Annotated in this window: 16 protein-coding genes; 3 read left to right on the top strand and 13 right to left on the bottom strand. The window is 67.7% G+C overall.

Features of this window, described 5'->3' with window-relative positions; genetic code table 11:
* The first annotated feature begins 517 nt into the window (after positions 1-517).
* On the top strand, positions 518-949 hold the full coding sequence (locus tag G7Y49_RS09890) for a universal stress protein (protein ID WP_165173363.1): 432 nt from the start codon (positions 518-520) through the stop codon (positions 947-949).
* Positions 949-2,196, top strand: coding sequence for an MFS transporter (locus G7Y49_RS09895; RefSeq protein ID WP_165173365.1), 1,248 nt, complete (start codon positions 949-951; stop codon positions 2,194-2,196). Before G7Y49_RS09890 ends, G7Y49_RS09895 begins: the two co-directional genes overlap by 1 nt.
* 23 nt (positions 2,197-2,219) lie before the next feature.
* On the opposite strand, the gene G7Y49_RS09900 is transcribed toward G7Y49_RS09895, so the two are convergent.
* The 12 genes from G7Y49_RS09900 to G7Y49_RS09955 all read right to left on the bottom strand — a co-directional run bounded on the left by G7Y49_RS09900 (position 2,220) and on the right by G7Y49_RS09955 (position 13,853).
* Positions 2,220-2,819 carry an HD family phosphohydrolase gene (locus tag G7Y49_RS09900; protein WP_165173367.1) on the bottom strand — a complete coding sequence of 200 codons (600 nt, stop codon included), beginning with the start codon at positions 2,817-2,819 and terminating at the stop codon, positions 2,220-2,222.
* Between the two features lie 21 nt (positions 2,820-2,840).
* Positions 2,841-3,842 carry a putative manganese transporter gene (locus tag G7Y49_RS09905; RefSeq protein ID WP_165173369.1) on the bottom strand — a complete coding sequence of 334 codons (1,002 nt, stop codon included), beginning with the start codon at positions 3,840-3,842 and terminating at the stop codon, positions 2,841-2,843.
* A 237-nt stretch (positions 3,843-4,079) separates the two neighbouring features.
* A complete protein-coding gene (gene groL, locus G7Y49_RS09910; protein ID WP_165173371.1) occupies positions 4,080-5,708 on the bottom strand; it encodes a chaperonin GroEL in 1,629 nt (542 codons plus the stop codon).
* Positions 5,709-5,882: 174 nt separating this feature from the next.
* Positions 5,883-6,170: a co-chaperone GroES gene (gene groES / locus G7Y49_RS09915; protein ID WP_165173373.1), complete on the bottom strand. Its 288-nt coding sequence runs from the start codon at positions 6,168-6,170 to the stop codon at positions 5,883-5,885.
* Positions 6,171-7,201: 1,031 nt separating this feature from the next.
* The gene (gene nadE / locus G7Y49_RS09920; RefSeq protein WP_165173375.1) at positions 7,202-8,020 is read right to left on the bottom strand and encodes an NAD(+) synthase; all 819 of its coding nucleotides are present in this window, start codon (positions 8,018-8,020) and stop codon (positions 7,202-7,204) included.
* Positions 8,021-8,180: 160 nt separating this feature from the next.
* On the bottom strand, positions 8,181-8,831 hold the full coding sequence (gene hypB, locus G7Y49_RS09925; protein ID WP_165173377.1) for a hydrogenase nickel incorporation protein HypB: 651 nt from the start codon (positions 8,829-8,831) through the stop codon (positions 8,181-8,183).
* A gap of 3 nt (positions 8,832-8,834) precedes the next feature.
* Positions 8,835-9,194 (bottom strand): hydrogenase maturation nickel metallochaperone HypA, encoded by a 360-nt coding sequence (locus tag G7Y49_RS09930; protein ID WP_165173379.1) that lies wholly within the window; start codon positions 9,192-9,194, stop codon positions 8,835-8,837.
* Between the two features lies 1 nt (position 9,195).
* Positions 9,196-9,981 carry a twin-arginine translocase subunit TatC gene (tatC, locus tag G7Y49_RS09935; RefSeq protein ID WP_165173381.1) on the bottom strand — a complete coding sequence of 262 codons (786 nt, stop codon included), beginning with the start codon at positions 9,979-9,981 and terminating at the stop codon, positions 9,196-9,198.
* A 3-nt stretch (positions 9,982-9,984) separates the two neighbouring features.
* Positions 9,985-10,554 (bottom strand): twin-arginine translocase TatA/TatE family subunit, encoded by a 570-nt coding sequence (locus G7Y49_RS09940; RefSeq protein WP_165173383.1) that lies wholly within the window; start codon positions 10,552-10,554, stop codon positions 9,985-9,987.
* Positions 10,555-10,576: 22 nt separating this feature from the next.
* Complete coding sequence (locus G7Y49_RS09945; RefSeq protein WP_165173385.1) at positions 10,577-10,795, bottom strand: CASC3 protein CASC3; 219 nt, start codon at positions 10,793-10,795, stop codon at positions 10,577-10,579.
* Positions 10,796-10,878: 83 nt separating this feature from the next.
* The gene (locus G7Y49_RS09950) at positions 10,879-12,237 is read right to left on the bottom strand and encodes an amidohydrolase family protein (RefSeq protein ID WP_165173387.1); all 1,359 of its coding nucleotides are present in this window, start codon (positions 12,235-12,237) and stop codon (positions 10,879-10,881) included.
* A gap of 287 nt (positions 12,238-12,524) precedes the next feature.
* Positions 12,525-13,853, bottom strand: coding sequence for a coproporphyrinogen III oxidase family protein (locus G7Y49_RS09955; RefSeq protein WP_165173389.1), 1,329 nt, complete (start codon positions 13,851-13,853; stop codon positions 12,525-12,527).
* 173 nt (positions 13,854-14,026) lie between these two features.
* On the opposite strand from G7Y49_RS09955, the gene G7Y49_RS09960 reads away from it, so the two are divergent.
* Positions 14,027-14,770: a class I SAM-dependent methyltransferase gene (locus tag G7Y49_RS09960; protein ID WP_165173391.1), complete on the top strand. Its 744-nt coding sequence runs from the start codon at positions 14,027-14,029 to the stop codon at positions 14,768-14,770.
* A gap of 138 nt (positions 14,771-14,908) precedes the next feature.
* On the opposite strand, the gene G7Y49_RS12130 is transcribed toward G7Y49_RS09960, so the two are convergent.
* Positions 14,909-16,324, bottom strand: coding sequence for an MFS transporter (locus G7Y49_RS12130; protein WP_206214630.1), 1,416 nt, complete (start codon positions 16,322-16,324; stop codon positions 14,909-14,911).
* Positions 16,325-16,532 lie beyond the last annotated feature (208 nt).

Below are 16,532 nucleotides of genomic sequence, written 5' to 3' on the forward strand. Positions count from 1 at the left end.
AGTGCTCACAGCCGCGCACAGCGCCAAGGTAAAAAGTACCAAAGGGTAAACCTGTCTGAATCCCAGCTAACAGGCCTGTTAGCTGGGGATATGAAGTCGACTACCGTTCGCCGGTGTCAAAGACGGGATTAGGGGAGCCCCCTTCGCCTCGCTCCGGCTTGTCGGCCAGCCTGGCGGCTGCCCTCGTCGCCGGAGTCGCTATACCTCCCCAAAAACGTTACGCCGTGCGAAATGTTTCGGGCGCGCCGCGGTGGCGCCTCGGCGGCGTTTCGGCTGCGTTTCGGCGGGTGCTCCACGCCGAAAAGGCCCGCACGCGCGCAGCTGCGGGACTACAATAGCCCCAAGGCAGACCCGATCAGGCCCGGGGCGGACCTGCTGCGGACCCGCCCTGGGGCTGCTGCGGCCCGCTGCGAACTTGGAGCGAGCCCGCCCTGGGGCTGCTGCGGACCTGGAGCGAGCCCGCAGCGGGCCCAGGGCGGACGGCTCCGGCAGGGCGGACGGCTTGAAGGAGGAACTCATGTGGTGCAACAAGATACTGGTGGCGTACGACGGCTCGGCGCCCTCGCGCGCGGCGATCGACCTGGCGCTTGAGGTGGCCAAGCCCAGCGAGCGCATCGAGCTTCTGCTCGTGCACGTGATGCGGCTCTACTCGGCGGGCGCCGACTCGGTCGGCATCAACAGCGTCATCGCCGAGGACGCCGAGCGCGTGCAGGGCGAGCTGCAGAGCATCGCCGACAGCTCCCGCAACCCCGCGACCGTGAAGCTCTTGAAGGGGACCTCCCCCGCTGACCTCATCGTGCGGTGCGCCGTCGAGGAGGGCTGCGACCTCATCATCATGGGCAGCCGCGGCAAGGGGGGCGTGAAGGGCTACCTCGGCAGCGTGAGCTACGCGGTCACCAAGGACTCCCCCCTCTCGGTGCTGGTGGCGAAAGAGGCTGGCGCACGCTGATGTCGGAAAGCGAACAACCTGGCGCGGCGCGCCTGTGGACGCGCGACTTCATCGTGGGCACGCTGGTCAACTTCGTGCTCATGGTGAACTACTACATGCTCATGGTGGTCATGACCACCTACGCCATGGACGCCTACGCCGCGCCCGCCTCGCTCGCCGCGTTCTGCGCGAGCATCTTCATCATAGGCACGCTCGTGGCGCGCTTCGCCAGCGGGCCGATCGTCGAGCGGCTCGGGCGCAAGCGCGTCCTCGTCGCGGGCGCGTGCTTCGAGATACTGTTCTCGTGCCTGTACCTGAGCGGCGCGGCGCTGCCCGTGCTGTTCGCCATCCGCCTTCTGCACGGCGTCGCGTACGGCATGTGCTCGACCGCCATCACGACCGTGGTCACCTCCATGGTGCCGCACGAGCGCAAGGGCGAGGGCGTGGGCTACTACATGCTGTCGGTGACGCTGGGCTCCGCCGTGGGGCCGAGCATCGGCATCTTCGTGTCGACGAGCTACGACTTCCGCCTGCTGTTCGTGCTCGCCGCGGCCACCGCCGCAGCGGCGCTCCTCGGCGCGCTCACTCTGCGCGTGCCGAAGGAGGGCGCGAAGGGGGCGAAGGGAGCGGAGCCGGCAGCGTCAGGCGCGTCGGGAGCGTCGGGCACGAGGTCGGCAGGCGCAGACGGGGCGCGCGGCGCGGCAGCGCTCGCAAGCCGCGTGCTGGAGCTTCCCGTGCTGCCCATCTCGCTCGTGTGCGGGCTCGTGTTCTTCGGGTACTCGAGCCTGCTCACCTTCCTCACGCCCTACGCCGCGAGCCTTGGCCTCGTGCAGGCGGCGAGCTTCTTCTTCGTAGTGTACGCCCTCATCATGTTCGTCACGCGTCCCTTCACCGGGCGCACGTTCGACCGCAAGGGCGCGCGCTGCGTCATGGTGCCAGCGTTTCTGTCGTTCGCGCTCGGCATGGTGGTGCTGGGGCTCGCGCATGCGGGCTGGATGATCCTGCTCGCAGCGCTCTTCCTGGGGTTCGGCGTGGGCACCGTGCAGTCGAGCGGGCTCGCCATGGCGGTGCGCGCCACGCCCGACGCGCGCCTGAGCTTGGCGAACTCCACGTTCTACATCTGCCTGGACGTCGGCGTGGGCGTAGGCCCCGTCATCCTCGGCATGCTCGCGCCTGCGGTGGGGTACGAGAACCTGTTCCTCATCATGGCCGCGGTGGCGCTCGTCGCCCTGGGGCTGCTCTTCCTCGTCGAGCGGAAGGGGGCGTGAGGCGCGCGGGGGCGCCTTCCCCGCTACTCCTTCCCGAACGTGTCCTTATCGGGCGCGAAGGACTGCATGGCCTTGATGGTGCGGTCGAAAAGCTCGTCGAGCTCCCAGCCGAGCAACGCCGCGCCCTCGCGGATGACGTCGCGGCTGACGCCGGCGGCGAAGCGCTTGTCCTTGAACTTCTTCTTGAGCGACTTCACCTCGAAGTCCATGACGCTCCTGCTCGGGCGCATGACCACCGCCGCGCCGATGAGCCCGGTGAGCTCCTCGGCGGCGAACAGGATCTTCTCCATCTCAAGCTCCGGGCGGGGCAGCTCGGGGTTGTAGTCGGACGTGTGGCTCTGGATGGCGCGGATGAGCTCGGGCGTGCCGCCGGCCGCCTCTATGTCGGCCGCGGCGTAGATGGTGTGCATCTCGGGCTCGTCGTCGTGCTCCTCCCAGTCGAGGTCGTGCAGCAGGCCCACGATGCCCCAGAACTCCTCGTTCTCGGGGTCGAACTCGCGCGCGAAGTAGCGCATGGTGGCCTCGACCGTCTCGCCGTGCTCGATGTGGAACGGCTCCTTGTTGTGCGCGCAGAGCAGCTCGAACGCCGCCTCGCGCGTCATGCCCGCGTTGAGTGTAGCCATGAGGCCTCCTGTTGTCTGTTCCTAGAAGACGATTCCCAATGCGTTGATTATAAGGCCCCAGGCCACGCCGGTTGCGTAGAGCACGCCGATGATCGCGAGGTTCTCACGCGCGTGGCGGTTGGCGCGCACGAGGACGAGCAGGCCCACGCCGGCCGACACCAGAAGGCCCGCCATCATGGCGCCCGCGCCGAGCACGCCCTCCAGGTAGAGCTGCGCGATCACCACGCTGGCCGCGCAGTTGGGGATGAGGCCCACGAGCGCCGACGCGAGCACCGAGAGCGCCTCGTTCGCGCCGATCACGCGGGCGAGCGCGTCCTCGCCCACCACCTCGAGCACGCCGTTGAGCACGAGCGTGATAGCGAAGATGAAGGCCGTGACCTGCACGGTGTGCACGAGCGCGCTCTTCGCGATGCCGGCCCACCCGTGGGCGTGGTCATGGTCATGCGCGTGGTCGTGCGCATGATGCTCGTGCGTGCAGCCGTGAGCGCAGTCATCGCGGTGCTCGTAGACCAGCTCGGGGTTGTCCGCGCACGTGGCGCAGTCGCCCGCGCAGCGGCAGCGGTCGCGCTCGCAGAGCTCGTGGATGCGCAGGCGCTGCTTGTCGCGCTGGGCCAAGCGCAGCGCGGCGTCCACCACGAACCCCATGCACAGGCCGATGATCACCTTCGCGCCCACGACCTTCACGATGGTCAGGGGCGGGACCTGCTCGGCCAGAAAGATCGGCAGCATCTCGTCGGAAGTGGACAGAAGCACCGCGAACAGCGTGCCGAGCGTGACCACGCGACCCGCGTACAGCGTGGACGCGGCCGCCGAGAAGCCGCACTGGGGCACCGCGCCGAGCAGCGCTCCGACGAGCGGGCCCGCCGCCCCCGCGCGCTGCACCGCCTCCTGCGTGCGCTTGCCCGAGGCGTGCTCGAGCCACTCCATGGCCACATACGTCACGAACAGGAACGGGATCAGGTAGAGCGTGTCGGCAACCGCGTGCTCGAGCGTATGCGTGATGATGTGCGTGATCTCTTCCATAGCTGTCACATTCTAGCGCAAGGGAGCGCCTGCAAACAGGCGCTCCCTATAACGGTGAAACTTGCAACTCGTTCGTAACGTCAGCGAGAAGGGCTGAGGTGCCCGCAGTTGCCCCGCCGCAAGACCAAGCGCACTTCGGTGCGCGCCGCGTCTTGCTTAAGGGGCAAGGGTGGGTGCCTCAGCCCTTCGCAGCGTCGAGCTATTCCGCTCGTCCGTCAGGACGAGCGGAACAAGAGCTTAGTACATTCCGCCGCCGCCCTGCATCGCGCCGGCGAGCGCGGACAGGTCCGGACCCTCCTTCGGGATCTCGTTGATGGTGGCCTCGGTGATGAGGATCAGGCTGGCCACGGAGGCCGCGGACTGCAGCGCCGTGCGGGTGACCTTCACCGGGTCGTTCACGCCCATGGCGATCATGTCGCCGCACGCGCCCGTCTTGTAGTTGCGGCCCCAGCCGGCCTCGGCCTTCTTGACCTCGGCGACCTCGACGGAGCCCTCGTAGCCCGCGTTCTCGGCGATCGCGCGCATCGGGGCCTCGAGCGCCTTGCGGATGATGGCCACGCCGACCGTCTCCTCGTCGTCGGCCTCGATGGCGTCGAGCGCGGGGATGGCGTTCACGAGCGCCACGCCGCCGCCGGCCACGATGCCCTCCTCGACGGCCGCGCGCGTCGCCTGCAGCGCGTCCTCGATGCGGGACTTCTTCTCCTTGAGCTCGGACTCGGTCGCAGCGCCCACCTTGAGCACGGCCACGCCGCCGGAGAGCTTGGAGAGGCGCTCCTGGAGCTTCTCGCGGTCGAAGTCGGACTCGCAGCGCTCGAGCTCGGCCTTGATCTGGCCGATGCGGGCGTCGATGGCGGCCTTGTCGCCCGCGCCGTCCACGATGAGGGCGTTGTCCTTGGTGACCTTGACGGTCTTGGCGGTGCCGAGCATGTCGACGGTGGCGTCGGCGAGCGTCATGCCGAAGTCCTTGTCGATCACCTGCGCGCCGGTGACGGCGGCGATGTCCTCGAGGATGCGCTTGCGGCGGTCACCGAAGCCGGGAGCCTTGATGGCGACCACGTTGATGGTACCGCGCAGCTTGTTGAGCAGCAGCGTGGCGAGCGCCTCGCCCTCGACGTCCTCGGCAACGAGGAACAGCGGGCGGCCGGAGCGCATGACCTCCTCGAGCAGCGGCACGAAGTCCTGCACGTTGGAGACCTTCTGGTCGGTGAGCATGATGTAGGGGTCCTTGAGGACGGCCTCCATCTTCTCCATGTCGGTGGCCATGTACGGGGAGATGTAGCCGCGGTCGTACTGCATGCCCTCGACGATGTCCATCTCGATGCCGAAGGTCTGGGACTCCTCGACGGAGATGGCGCCGTCATGCCCCACGCGGTCCATGGCCTCGGCGATCTTCTCGCCGATCTCGGCGTCGCCCGCGGAGATGGTGCCGACGTTGGCGATCTGCTCCTTGGTGGAGACCGGGGTGGCCGCGTCCTTGATGGCGTTGACCACCGCGTCGGTGGCCTTCTCGATGCCGCGGCGGATGCCGAGCGCGTCGGTGCCGGCGGTGACGTTCTTCAGGCCCTCGGACACGATGACGTCGGCGAGCAGGGTGGCGGTGGTGGTGCCGTCGCCCGCGACGTCGTTGGTCTTCACGGCAACCTCGCGCACGAGCTGGGCGCCCATGTTCTCGATGGGATCCTCGAGCTCGACCTCCTTGGCCACCGTCACGCCGTCGTTGGTGATGACCGGCGCGCCGTAGGACTTCTCAAGCGCCACGTAGCGGCCCTTGGGCCCGAGGGTGACCTTGACGGCGGCGGCGAGCTTGCTGACGCCGGTGGCGAGACCGCTGCGCGCGTCCGCCTCGAACTTGATTTCCTTAGCCATGTATGCGTCTTCCTTTCAGAAAGAGATTCAACAACGATAATCACAGGCTTCTCGTGGTGAGTCGCAGAGCCGTGAGAGACCGACTGCGCGAGGCAAGCGGCCTTCGCGCCGCGTCCGAGCCCAGCGACGGGTTCGGACGGCGAGGCGGCCGCCACGGAAAGCCGTCAGGTTGCCTTACGCGAAGACAGCGTAGAGGTCGTCGGCGCGCATGATCAGCACGTCCTCGCCGTCAACCGTGACCTCGGTCCCGCCGTACTTGCCGTAGAGCACGCGGTCGCCCACCTTGACGGGCACCTCGATCCTGTTGCCGTCCTTGTCGAGCTTGCCCTCGCCCACGGCCAGAACGGTGCCGGTCTGGGGCTTCTCCTTGGACTCGGTGGCCAGGTACAGCCCCGATGCCGTGGTGGTCTCGGCCTCGTCGGCACGGATGATGACGCGGTCGCCCAAAGGCTTCAGATTCATAGCGCTGCCTTCCTTTCATTCGAGTTAAAGCGTTGCCGCCTGTTACCTTTTGAACACTCGCGTTGTGCGAGTGCTAGCACTCAATGGGTGCGAGTGCTAAAGACGTGAGCTATGATACCAGCCCTCTTCGAGGATGCAAGCGCTTTGGGGAAATCCCGGCGAAGGGCGCGCGTATTTTCACGCGTTCGCCATATTGGGAGGCAGCGCGTGGCAAGTGGCGCAGCCGCGCACATCGCGCGGCGCTGAGGCCAGCGTCGGGGCCAGAGCCAGAGCATCGTGCAGATTTGGTAGGGCATTTTGGCAGAAATCTTCAGATATTTGTCTCTCCAAGGCCGAAACATCGCCAATCGAGAGGCTCACGCCTCGCAGCGCTCAACATATCCGCAGGTCAGGAATTCTCATCCACGAGCTGACCCCCAAAACCTAGCGATGAGACGACCAATATCTGAAGATTTCTGCCAAAACAGCCCTGAAAATCTGCACGCCCCTCAACGCGAAGGGCCCAGAACCTCTTCGGCGCCGTTCCCTCCTATGCCATCCCGAGCGCGGCTGCCCCCTTACGTCGTCCTGAGCAGGTCGCCCTCCCCTATGTCATCCCAAGTGAGTCGACGCCCGCCGTGTCATCCCGAGCAAGCCGCCCCCCGTAGCGCCCCGAGCGAGAATGCTCTTCATGTCATTCCGAGCGAGTCGCCGCCCTTACGTCGTCCCAAGTGAAGCTGCCCCCCCCCGCGCGTCATACTGAGCGAGCGAAGCGGGTCGAAGGATCTGGTCCCGGGCACAGCGCGCCCGCGTGCGCGCCTGACTCGCGATCAGATCCTTCGACTCCGCGCCCTCCGGGCGCTCCGCTCAGAATGATGCGAGGAGACCGTATGTCATACGAAATGACACGCAAGACAGCCTGCCGCCCGGGATGGCATGCAGGAACGCAGCGTACCCACACTTGTGAGCGCAGGCGCGTGTGTCCGCGTCATAATATGCGGGAGCGATCAAGCCTCGTGGCATTAAGAGCAAGCGCGCCAGCGCTTAGCACTTTATTCGTAGAACCTCACGTCCGGGCAGGGCGGCTCGAGGGCGCGCTTGAACGCGTAGGAGTCCGTGCGGCGGATCACGTAGTCGACCTGCGCGGCGTCAAACCCCTCCGCGACGAGGGCGGCGGCGTCGCGCCCGCGCTCCACGTAGGATACAAGGATCGCGTCGAGCGTGGCGTAGTCGATCCCCATGGAGTCCTCGTCGCTCTGGTTCGGCGCGAGCTCGGCGCTCGGCGGCTTCACGAACACGTTCACGGGGATGGGCAGCGTCGCGCCCTCCTCGGCAGCGCGGCGGTTGCGCCAGCGCGCCATGGCGTACACGTCGGTCTTGTACACGCCGCCCATCGGGGCGAACGCGCCCGCGGTGTCGCCGTAGAGCGTGGAGTAGCCCATGCACGCCTCGGACTTGTTGCCCGTGTTCAGCATCATCCAGCCGCGGGCGTTCGAGATGGCCATGAGACACACCATGCGGCAGCGCGCCTGCGTGTTCTCGGCCGCGAGGCCCGCGAGCTCGCCGCCGCACGCGCGCGCGAGCACGTGCTCGAACGCCTCGAACGGCTCGCAGATCGACACGGTGCGCACGTCAATGCCGAGGTTGGCGGCAAGCGCCTCGGCGTCGTCGACCGAGTGGTCCGACGAGTAGGGCCCGGGGAGCAGGACCCCGTGCACGTGGTCCGCCCCGAAGGCGTCAACCGCCATCACGGCCACCACGCTCGAGTCGATGCCGCCCGACAACCCGATGACGACGTCCTCGAATCCCGCGCCGCGCACGTAGGCGCGCAGGGCGTCGACGCACGCTTGGTACATCTGCTGGGGCTGCATGGGGCCCTCCCCTCTCCATTTCCCTCTTCGCTTGCGAGTGAGTGAGCTAGCGAGAACAGTATGAAGCCCCCGTGTTTCCGCCATGTTGCGAAACCACGAGGGCCGGAAAAGTCATCGGCGTCGCAAGGAGCCGCAGCGTCGACGCAGCTCGCAACTGCGCTTAGCAGCAGCGTATCCTCGATGCGAGCCAGTTGGCCCACGCGTCCACGCCGTCGCCCTTCGTGGCGGCTATGGGGAAGATGGGCGCGCCCGGGTTCAGCTGGCGCACGGAGGCGTCGAACGCCTCGCGGTCGAAGTCGAACACGGGCATGGTGTCCACCTTGTTGAGCACCACAGCCTCGGCGATCTGGAACACGCCGGGGTACTTGAGCGGCTTGTCATCGCCCTCGGGCACCGAGAGGATCATCACCTTGGCGTTCTCGCCGAGGTCGAAGTCGGTGGGGCACACGAGGTTGCCCACGTTCTCGATGATGATGAGGTCGAGCCGCTCGAGGTCGAGCACGTCAACTGCGCGCTTGACCATGGCGCTCTCAAGATGGCACGCCCCGCCCGTGTTGATCTGCACGGCGGCGATGCCCTGCGCCTTGATCTTCTCCGCGTCCACGCTCGAGGCGATGTCGCCCTCGATCACGGCGATGTTGAACTCGTCGCGCAGCGCGTCGATGGTGGCGAGGATGGTGGACGTCTTGCCCGAGCCGGGGCTGGCCAGAAGGTCGAGCACGAACACGTGGTTGGCGGCGAAGCGGGCGCGCAGCTCGGCGGCCAGCGTGTCGTTCTTGTCCAGAATGGGCTGCTTGATGTCGATTTGCATCGGTTACTCCTCATCCGGCAGGTCGACTTCGATCGAGTCGATCTGCATCTCTCGGCCGGCTATGAGCTCGGTGGCGAAGCTGTCGCATTCCGGGCAGAACATGTGGAAGCGGTCGTGCTCGAACTCCGCCCCGCACTCGAGGCAGCGGCTTTTCGGCCTCACCATGTTCACCTCGAGCGCGGCGCCCTGCGTGAACGGGTCGTCCTCGGTGAGCGCCTCCCACGCGAACACGAGCGCGTCCTCGATGGCCTCGGTCATCTCGCCGATGGAGAGCCTCACGCCGAGAAGCTTGGTGGCTCCCGCGTCGCGCGCCGCCGTGGTGGACGCCTCCAGGACGCCCGTCATGATTCCCAGCTCGTGCATGCTACTCGTCCTCTTCCGCCGCAAGCTCTTCGTTCTGCCGCTTGATGCGCCGCGCGAGCACGACGCGCGCCATCGCCAGGCTGACCTCGTAGAGGCCGACCATCGCGGCGAACATGAGCATCATGGTGACCGGCGAGGCATCGGGCGTGACCATGGCGCAGAGGACCATGAGCACCACGTAGATGGTGCGCCAGCTCTGCCTGAGCTTCTTGTACGGGACCACGTCGAAGATGACCAGGTAGAAGATCACGAGCGGCAGCTCGAAGGCGAAGCCGAAGGCGATCTCGAACTTGATGATGATGTCAATGTAGGTTGACATGCGCGGCGACACGTACCCCAGGCCAGCGGCCTGGTCGGTGAGCCACTGGAACGCCGCGTTCAGGATGATGGCGTAGCAGAACACCACGCCCAGGATGAACAGCAGCACGGCCACGACGAACGTGGGGATGAACCACCTGCGCTCCTTGGGCTTGAGCGCCGGGAGGAAGAACGCCAGGAGCTGCCACAGAATGACCGGCGAGGTGGCGATGAGGCCCGCGAACAGCGATATCTCGAAGCGCACGGAGAACGCCTCGAACGGGTCGATGGCCTGCAGCGACGCCATGCCGCTCGCCGGGTCCATGGGGAGGAACTCCGCGATGGGCAGAAGCAGGAACTGGCCCATGATGGGCGTCGCCATGTAGAACACCACCACCGCGATGGCGAGGCACGCCACGATGCGCACGAGGCGCATGCGCAGCTCGCCGAGGTGGTCGAAAAGGGGCATGCGTGCCGGACCGATGGGCATGGCTCATGCCTCCTTTCCGTCGGCGGAGGCGCCCGCGGGAGCCTCCGGGGAAGCGGCGCCTGCGGAGGTCGCGGCGCTCGAGGCGCCCGCGGCCGCGGAAGCGTCCGCGTCCGCGCTCGCGGGAGCCGCGTCAGCCGCCTCGACGACCGCCTTGCCCGCGACCTCGGCCACGGGCTCGGCCGCCGCCGTCGCAGCCGCAGCCGCCGCGGTTTCCGCCGCCTCCTTCTCGGCCGCCTTGCGGGCCGCGCGCTCGCGGTCGTAGCGCGCCTTGCGCTCGGCGAAGCTCTCGGCCTTCTCGGCCGCCTCGGCCGCCGTCTTCTTGGCCGCGTCAGCCGTCTTCTTCGTCTTGGCCGCCGCGTTGTCGATCACGTCGAGCGGGTTCTTGAACGGGGCGTCGGCGTCCTTGTCGAACACCTCGGCCTTGAGCGTGCCGCTCATCTCCTCCTGCGCCTTGCGGAACTTCGCGATGGCCTGGCCGGCGGTCTTCGCCATGGCAGGCAGCTTGTCAGGTCCGAAGATCAGAAACCCGAACAGCAGGATGAGGAAGAGCTCGAATCCTCCGATGCCAAACAACTTGGGAGTCCTTTCACGATCGCTAGAGCGACAGCACGGTGAGGGCCATGGTGGGGATGCCCAGCGCCAGGACGAGGATCACGCACACCACCACCGTGAAGATCTTCTTGGTGCGCGCCGCGCGCTCGCGCTGCTGCTCGGCGCGGCGCTCGCGCTCCTCGGCAGCCTTCACGCGCGCGGCCCTCTGCTCGCGCGTGAGCTTGCTGCGCGACTTGCCCTGATGCTTTTTCGACTGTGCCATTTCGCCTTGCCTTCGACGCTTTCTCTTCTCGCAGGCGCAACGCGGACGGGCTCGTCCGCGGCGCGCGGCCTATTATGCCTTAACTAGACGCGCAACTTCGTGCGAATCTCGATCACGCGGGCAATGTTCTTCGCAACCTCCACGTCCACGTGCCAGTGGTTCTTCTCGTAGAGCATCTTGCCGTCCACCATGGTCATGAGGACGTCCGAGGCCGAGCAGGTGTTGACCACCGCCGAGACGGGGTTCGCGCCCGCCGACTGGTGCGAGCTCGACAGGTCGACCGCGATGAGGTCGGCGCACTTGCCGATGTCGAGCGAGCCGATCTTGTCCTCGAGCCCCAGCGCGCGGGCGCCGCCCATGGTGGCGAGCTCGAGCATGGTGGTGGAGTCGAGGAAGCGGCGCGTGTCGAGCGCGCGCTGGATGAGCATGCCCACGCGCATCTCGGAGAGCATGTCGGTCGACTCGGTGGCGGCGGGGGAGTCGGTGCCGAGGCCGGTGCGCAGGCCCGCGCGCAGAAACGCGCCGAGCGGCGCCACGCCCATGCCGAGCTGCGCGTTCGCGCGCGGGCAGGTGCAGACGGCCACGTCGTACTCGCGCAGCTTCTTGATGTCCTCCTCGTCGACGTGCACGGCGTGCACCAGAAGCACGTTGGGCGACTCGAACGCGCCCCAGTTCAGCGCGTAGCGCACCGGGGTCACGCCCGTGGGCATCCACGGCGGGATCTCCACGTAGCCGCGCTTGGCCTCGTCCATGGTGTGCACCGAGAACATCGAGGAGCCGTACTTCACGAAGTTGAACTCCTCGCGGCTGCCCGCCAGGCGCATGGCCACCGGCAGGCCCTCCTTGCAGGCGAACTCCGACACGAGCCCGAACACCGACGGGTGCGTGGCGTACACGGCCGCCGGGGCGATGCCGACGGTGACGCGGTCGGGGTCGACCTCCTCGCGCCAGTGCATGATGTCCTTCTCGGCCGAGCGCATGGCGAAGCTCACGCGCTGCTTGTCCATCACGCCCACCTCGCGGTACATCACGCCGCGCAGGCCGAGCTTCTGGGTGGCCGTGCACGCCGCGCCCGTGGAGGTGATGTCGGCGATGGTGGTGATGCCGCTTGCCAGCGCGTCGAGGCCGCCGAGGACGGCGGAGTCGTACCAGTCGGCCGCCTCGAGGCGACCCGAGCGCTCGATGACCGACAGGATCCACGAGGCGTAGGGCATGTCGGCCACCATGCCGCGCAGCACCGACTTCTCGAGGCGCGTGTGCAGGTCGACCAGCCCCGGCATGACGGCCGCGAGCCCGTAGTCGACCACCTCCTCCTCGGGGTAGCGCAGGCGCAGCATCTCGACCTTGCCGACGTCGAGGATCTTGCCGTCGCGCACGAGCACGGCGCCGCCCGTGATGGGATCAGACGTTATGGGGAATACGTATTGTGCGCAAATAAGCATGGGCACCTTCTTCGTGTCCGCGAAACTGGATCAGATTTGTATCATAGCACTGGGCGGCGAACCCACCTCGCCGCCCGCGACCAAACACACACTCTTTGCGGTTGAAGGCGGGACGCGCCACCTGCGGGCGTGAGGCGTCTGCGGGACGCGGGCGCGGGGGCGCGCCTGCAGGGTGCGGGGATGCCGCCCGCCGCCCCGCGTGGGCGCGAGGCTCCCAGGGCGCGGCGCCTGCGGGCACGAGACGCCTGCGGGGCGCGAGACTCCCGGGGCGCGGCGGCTCCCCTTCCCTACCGCTGGGTGCCGTCGCCGAAGAGGAGCTCGCGCTCCGGGCCGGACAGGGCGTTGCGCGCCTGCTCGCGCAGGTTGTTCATGGCGCTCAGGAACTGGCGGTACATCACCACCACGAGGTAGCGGCCGCGCGGCGTGAGGGTGAGCTCGTCGGGCGTGTCGGTGGCGAACGCGCGGTTCGCGCGCATGAACGCGAGCTCGACGGGCAGGCCGCGCTCGATGCTCACGCCGAACTCGCGCGCGAAGGCGCGCTTGTCGAGGCGCAGCTTGTAGAGGTTCACCAGGAAGCAGTAGCGCATGAGGTCGCGCTCGGACATGTCGCTTCGGCCCATGAGCGACATCCGCCCGCTCTCGATGGCCTCGTTGTACTCCTTGATGCTGAACGTGTTCACGTAGAGGCTGCGGTTCAGGTACGTGATGGAGCCGCTCCCGATGGCGGGGTACTGGTCGTAGAACGTCTGGAACTCGTCGATCTGCGGCGCGCCGTCGCGCGTCACCCCGTCGGCGCCGTTGCGCGTGAAGGTCCACAGCGTCGTGCGGTGGAACAGCGGGTCGTCCCCTCCCGCGAGCACGCCGTCGAGGATCTGGTAGTAGCGGTACTCGCGCGGGTAGTCCATCTTGCCCAAGGTGCGCGTCATCTTGCTCATGGTGCCGTGCGACACGTACAGCGGCGAGAACGTGGTCTGGCGCGCGCCGCACGTGGCGACCTTCTCCAAGTCGTCGAAGAGGATCTCCTCGGTCTGGCTCGGGAAGTTGAAGATCATGTCGACGTTCAGCGAGTCGAAGTACGGGAGCGCGCCCGTGATGCGCTCGTAGATCTCCGCGCCGCTGCCGTACTTGTCGTAGCGGTCCATCTGCCTCAAGAGGTCGTCGTTGAAGCTCTGCACGCCCACGGAGAGGCGCTGCACGCGCCCCTTGAGCGCGTCGAGGTAGGGCTGCACCAGGTGGTTCGGGTTCGTCTCGGACGCCACCTCCCTGATGTCCCAGATGTCGCGGGCCAAGTCGAGTGTCTCGCACAGCTCGTCGAGCATGATGGTGGGCGTGCCGCCGCCCATGTAGATGCTCTCGATGTCGTACCCCAGGTCGCGCACCATGAGCATCTCCTTGCGCATGTTGGCGAAGTAGGGCCGCGCCACGTCCTCGCGGAAGGCGTAGCGGTTGAAGCTGCAGTACGGGCACAGGCGCTGGCAGAACGGCACGTGCATGTAGAGCATGTACTTGCGGCCCGGCTCGGGCGCGGGCATCATCGCCTCGTCGGTGGGCTTCAGCGCCAGCTCGCAGCGGGCGAGCTGCTTGACAACGGTGGTGAGCATGCGCTCGGACAGCATGGGTACTCCTTAACGTGCGAAGGAAGGGCGAATAATCCAATCGGCTATGGTACCGCTTCTTCGCGGCGATGCGCGCGCGAAAACGGATATGAAAACAGATATACTAGACGCGTTTGATACGAGACGCCAGACGCGTCTCGACGGTCCCATCGCGATTCCGGGGAGAACACACCTTGAGCATCGACACCGCAACGGGCGAGGAAGCGCCCGCCGAGCTTTCATCCGAGCGCGTGAAGAGCATCTTCTCGCAGATCGCCAGGAAATACGAGCGGTTCAACGCCGTCTCGAGCTTCGGCGCCTACCGCCTGTGGCTCTCCGGCATGATGCGCCAGGCGCCCATCAGCGCGACTGACGAGGTGCTCGACATCGCAGGCGGCACGGGCGACGTCACCTTCGCGGTGGCGCGCGCGAAGCGGCCCGCGCACATCCAGTGCACCGACCTGGTGCCCGAGATGCTCGACGTGGCGCGCATGCACCACGAGGCGGGCGCCGCGAACGGCGTGCCCGTCGACTTCGAGGTGGTCGACGCGCAGGACATCCCCTACCCCGACGCGAGCTTCGACGTGGTCACCATGGCCTACGGCATCCGCAACATGCCCGACCGCCCGCGCGCGCTCTCCGAGATGCACCGCGTGCTGCGCCCCGGCGGCGCGCTCGTGTGCCTCGAGTTCTCCACGCCGCCGAACCGGGCGTGGCGCGCGCTCTACGGCTTCTACCTGAAGCACCTCATCCCGTTCTGGGGCGGGCTCATCACCGGCGACAAGGACGGATTCGTGTACCTGGCGAAGTCGATCCGCGCCTTCCCCGACCAGCAGGGCCTCGCCGCCCTCATGGAGGAGGCGGGCTTTCGCGACGTCACCTGGAAGAACTACACGGGCGGCATAGCCGCCGTCCACGTGGCCCGCAAGCCGGAGTAGCGCGCCGACAGGCCGGCGCCTCGGAGCGGGGCGGAAGGGAGAGTCGGCGCCCAAAGGCGCCGCAAAAGGGCGGGGGCGCAGAGGCGCTTTCTGCGCGCGAGCGGGGATGGCGGGACGCAGCCCGCCGCCTTTGCCGCCTCACCTCCAGGCGCGGTCCTTCTCGGGGTAGAAGACCCAGGCGGCGACGTAGGAGGCGACGAGGCAGACCATCACCAGGCAGATGGTGACGCCGAAGCCGAAGGCGTCGTTGGTGAAGCCCCACAGCGCGCTGGCCAGGCCGATGCCCACGTCGTTCATCAGCAGGAACAGCGCGTTGGTGGCGCCCCAGCGCTCGGGCGGGGTGTTCTTCACCGCAACCGCCTGGTTGAGCGGCAGGCTGATGCCGAGGCAGAGCCCGTAGAAGACGCCCGCCAGGTAGAACACGTAGTCGCTCGCCGGCCCGAAGTAGAGCATCACGCACGTGACCAGGCCGCACGCCACCGCCACCGTGAACGTCTTGATGGGCGCCACGCGGTCCATGAACGACTTCGACTTCAGGCGCACGGCGATCATGCTGATGGCCGAGATGGTGTAGAACAAGCTCGCGTTCGCCACGCCGATCTGCGTGCCGTAGAGGCCCACGAAGAAGATGCCGAAGCCGAAGGTGGGGCACATGATGGTCATGGGGATGGCGCCGGGAAGCGCGCGCGGCTCGAAGAAGGACGGCGCCTTCGCGGGCTTCGCGGCCGGAGCCTTCACAGGCTCCGAGGGCCGGCCCTTCGCGTCCGCGACCTGCGATTCCGCTGCTGCGGCCTGCGGCTCCGCGTTTGCGGCCCGTGATTCCGCTGCTGCGACCTGCGCCTTCGCGCGCTCGGCGCGCTCCCAGCGCTCGCGGAACGCCGAGGTCTCGGGCAGCGCGAGCGGCTTGCGCTCGTAGCGCGTGAAGAACGAAACCGCCAGCCCGGCGACTGCCACCAGCGACAAGCCCGCGTACAGGTTCGACGCGGGGTCGGTCCCCGCGAGGAAGAGCGCGAGCGCCGGCCCGACCGACATGGCGAGCGCCTGCCCGAGCCCGTAGTAGCCGATGCCCTCGCCCAGGCGCGCCCGCGGCAGCACGTCAGCCGCCGCCGTCGACGCAGCCGTGGTGGCCATGGCGAAGCCCACGCCCTGCAGCACGCGGCTCGCGGCGTAGAGCGCCACGCCCTGCCCCGCAAGAGGCACGACCGTGCCCGCCAAAAGGACGACCGCGCCCGCGACCATGACGAGCGAGCACTTCCCGGCGTCGATGATCGGCCCGATGACCAGGCGCGCGACCGCCGCCGAGGCCGAGAACACCAGCGCGAGCACGCCCGCGAGCGACGCGCCGTAGCCCACGCGCGAGAGGAACACCGACGTGCCCGCGTTCAGCCCCTGCCCCATCACGAAGCAGCAGAACGTCAGCAGCACGATGAGCACGAACACGGCCGTCCACAGCCGCGGCTGGGCAGCCGCCCTCCCGGCGGACGCAGCGGACGCGCGCGCCACCTCGCCCTCGATCGCCTCGTCGTCGGACGCGACGTGCGCAGAATCCGCCATAACCCCGTTCTCCCTCGTCAAAGCCCGAGCGCGCGGCTCCTCGCCGCTGCGCCCGCAAAACACCGTCGCCTCTTAGTGTAGCGGTTTTGGCTGCGCCGCGCGCTAGATCGTATACAATCTAGCGCAGCGCCCTCGCGCGCCCCGAGCGCCGCCGGGCGCGTCGGGCGGACGGGCGCGCCCGCGTGCGCCTGCGCGCCGCTGGGCACCC

This window comes from Adlercreutzia sp. ZJ242 (assembly GCF_011038995.1).
GTDB lineage: Bacteria > Actinomycetota > Coriobacteriia > Coriobacteriales > Eggerthellaceae > CAAEEV01.

Excerpts from the sequence above, each read along its gene's own strand:
- tatC (WP_165173381.1), bottom strand. The coding sequence starts at position 9,981 with ATGCCCATCGGTCCGGCACGCATGCCCCTTTTCGACCACCTCGGCGAG.
- nadE (WP_165173375.1), bottom strand. The coding sequence starts at position 8,020 with ATGCAGCCCCAGCAGATGTACCAAGCGTGCGTCGACGCCCTGCGCGCC.
- groL (WP_165173371.1), bottom strand. The coding sequence starts at position 5,708 with ATGGCTAAGGAAATCAAGTTCGAGGCGGACGCGCGCAGCGGTCTCGCC.
- G7Y49_RS09930 (WP_165173379.1), bottom strand. The coding sequence starts at position 9,194 with ATGCACGAGCTGGGAATCATGACGGGCGTCCTGGAGGCGTCCACCACG.
- G7Y49_RS09900 (WP_165173367.1), bottom strand. The coding sequence starts at position 2,819 with ATGGCTACACTCAACGCGGGCATGACGCGCGAGGCGGCGTTCGAGCTG.
- G7Y49_RS09890 (WP_165173363.1), top strand. The coding sequence starts at position 518 with ATGTGGTGCAACAAGATACTGGTGGCGTACGACGGCTCGGCGCCCTCG.
- hypB (WP_165173377.1), bottom strand. The coding sequence starts at position 8,831 with ATGCAAATCGACATCAAGCAGCCCATTCTGGACAAGAACGACACGCTG.
- groES (WP_165173373.1), bottom strand. The coding sequence starts at position 6,170 with ATGAATCTGAAGCCTTTGGGCGACCGCGTCATCATCCGTGCCGACGAG.
- G7Y49_RS09950 (WP_165173387.1), bottom strand. The coding sequence starts at position 12,237 with ATGCTTATTTGCGCACAATACGTATTCCCCATAACGTCTGATCCCATC.
- G7Y49_RS09955 (WP_165173389.1), bottom strand. The coding sequence starts at position 13,853 with ATGCTGTCCGAGCGCATGCTCACCACCGTTGTCAAGCAGCTCGCCCGC.
- G7Y49_RS09905 (WP_165173369.1), bottom strand. The coding sequence starts at position 3,842 with ATGGAAGAGATCACGCACATCATCACGCATACGCTCGAGCACGCGGTT.
- G7Y49_RS09895 (WP_165173365.1), top strand. The coding sequence starts at position 949 with ATGTCGGAAAGCGAACAACCTGGCGCGGCGCGCCTGTGGACGCGCGAC.
- G7Y49_RS12130 (WP_206214630.1), bottom strand. The coding sequence starts at position 16,324 with ATGGCGGATTCTGCGCACGTCGCGTCCGACGACGAGGCGATCGAGGGC.
- G7Y49_RS09945 (WP_165173385.1), bottom strand. The coding sequence starts at position 10,795 with ATGGCACAGTCGAAAAAGCATCAGGGCAAGTCGCGCAGCAAGCTCACG.